The organism is Bradyrhizobium sp. (genome assembly GCF_049691595.1).
GTDB lineage: Bacteria > Pseudomonadota > Alphaproteobacteria > Rhizobiales > Xanthobacteraceae > Bradyrhizobium.
This window is the reverse complement of the sequence record NZ_JBAVNZ010000407.1, coordinates 1-1,795: the sequence shown is the minus strand read 5'-3', so window position 1 is coordinate 1,795 and position 1,795 is coordinate 1. Positions and strand designations below refer to the sequence as shown.

Genomic DNA, 1,795 nt, shown 5'->3' with positions numbered 1-1,795 from the left:
GCACCGAATTGAGCTCGATATATTCGATGATCGGGGTGATCTCGGACGCCTTGATCAGGCGCATTCCTGCCAGGATTTCCGAAACGGCGCCCGGCCGAACGCCCATCGCCGCCGCCAGACCGCCCTTGGTCTTGCCCGGCTTCTCCAGTCCCCGCTCGATCAGCCTGATGTCCAGCATGACCACCGCCTCCTTCCGAATTTCAGAAACGATAGCAGTTCCGATTATCCGAAATCAAGCTTGACTTTTGTTTCGGAATATCCGAAATTAAAGATGCGTCGGGCGGCGTGAGAAGAGCAGGGACCAAGCATGGAACCGGTAAACTGGGCGCCCGAGCATTCGGACGCGCTGCGGGATTTGGTCGGCCGCGGCATGTCCTATTCGGAGATCGCCAAAGCGATCAATGCAAGGTTCGGCACGTGGTATTCGCGCAACGCCACGCTCGGCCGGGCCAAGCGGATGGGGCTCGCGGGGCCAGAGCGACCAGACCGGCCGGAACCGCTGCCGGGCGTGCGGCCCCGCCTCGGTAAATTACGTGAGGTGCGCTCCGCTGAATTCAGATCGCCGGAATTTCGCCGGCCGATGCCGGCGTTCGAAAAGGCCGAGCCGGTCAAGCTGCGCTGCGTCGATATCGAGCCGCGTCATCTTGCGCTGGTCGAACTCGAGCGGGGCGATTGCCGCTACCCTTACGGAGGCGACGCCGAGGGCGAAGCCATCACCTTCTGCGGTCACACGCGGCGTCCGGGTTCGAGCTACTGCACGCCGCATTTTCATCTGAGCCGCAACCCCGATGCGGGTTTGGAAGGACCTGCGAACCCCGCATCGCCAGGCGTGCTGGAGGCGGTCTGAGGGCGGCCGGTCACACCCACGACGACAATCGATCTCACGCGGCAGCGAAACAGCCCGCGAGTTCCCGTTCAAATCATGACGGAGGCAATCCGTGCCACGAGCCAAACCCAGGAAGCCCTATGATTTCCGAAGAATCCACGACCGCCGTTCGAGCGATTTGCCCCGCAACGCGGAGGTCGCGGCGGTCGAGGTCGACGATCCGCTGGCGCTCGAACCCGGCGACAAGATCGTCGCGCTGCGCTCGGTCCGCAACGATCCGCTGGGCCGGCTGCATTCGCACCGCCAGATCGACGAGGCGCAGTATCAGGGCGGGCGCGCCTTTCAGAACGATTGGGAGAAGGCCGAACGCGGCCCGCGTGCGGTCGATCCAACCCGGGAATATGTCGATGGCGGGCAGATGCGCGAGCCGATCACCGAAGGCCAGCGCAAGGCAGTGCTGCGGCTTAACCGCGCCGAGCGCGAACTCGGCGCCGACGGTTCGGCGCTGGTGCATGATGTCCTGATCAAGGGCATGACGATGCAGCAGGTCGGGCAACGGCGGGGACTGCGAAGCCAGCGCTGGAACGACTATTTCGCGCGCCGGTTCCGCGAGTGCCTCGACCGGCTGGCGCAGATCTATGGATTCGCGACGCCTCATCCCGTTGCCGTCAAAAACCTCCCGCGCTGAAGCGGAGCGGCTGCACGACGTCATCGGGCACGCCGGGAATTCCGCTTTGCAGTTCCGCCGTCGTTGCCCAGTACATGCTGCCGCCAGGCTTGTGGCGATCAACGCTTTCAGCGCCGCGTCGCGCGCGGCACCGTCGAACTGTCCGTCGGGTGCAGCATGAAAATACGAGCGCACCGTTTCGGCTTCGACCTGTCGATTGCCGTCGACGAGGACGACATCGCGCGACGGCGGCACGGCCTCGGCCGCAACCGCCGTCGCGGACGTCAAGCTAGCCGCTGCGG

General features: G+C 64.6%; 2 protein-coding genes and 1 pseudogene. 2 read left to right on the top strand and 1 reads right to left on the bottom strand.

What is annotated here, in order from left to right; all coding sequences use genetic code 11:
* A pseudogene (locus WCE35_RS17395) lies at positions 1 to 178 on the bottom strand (S24 family peptidase); the annotation flags it as partial.
* A gap of 129 nt (positions 179 to 307) precedes the next feature.
* On the opposite strand from WCE35_RS17395, the gene WCE35_RS17390 reads away from it, so the two are divergent.
* On the top strand, positions 308 to 847 hold the full coding sequence (locus tag WCE35_RS17390; RefSeq protein WP_424594566.1) for a GcrA family cell cycle regulator: 540 nt from the start codon (positions 308 to 310) through the stop codon (positions 845 to 847).
* A 91-nt stretch (positions 848 to 938) separates the two neighbouring features.
* Complete coding sequence (locus WCE35_RS17385) at positions 939 to 1,514, top strand: DUF6456 domain-containing protein (protein WP_424594565.1); 576 nt, start codon at positions 939 to 941, stop codon at positions 1,512 to 1,514.
* Positions 1,515 to 1,795 lie beyond the last annotated feature (281 nt).

Bases quoted from the DNA above. Each gene is read 5' to 3' on its own strand.
- WCE35_RS17390 (WP_424594566.1), top strand. From the start codon at position 308: ATGGAACCGGTAAACTGGGCGCCCGAGCATTCGGACGCGCTGCGGGAT.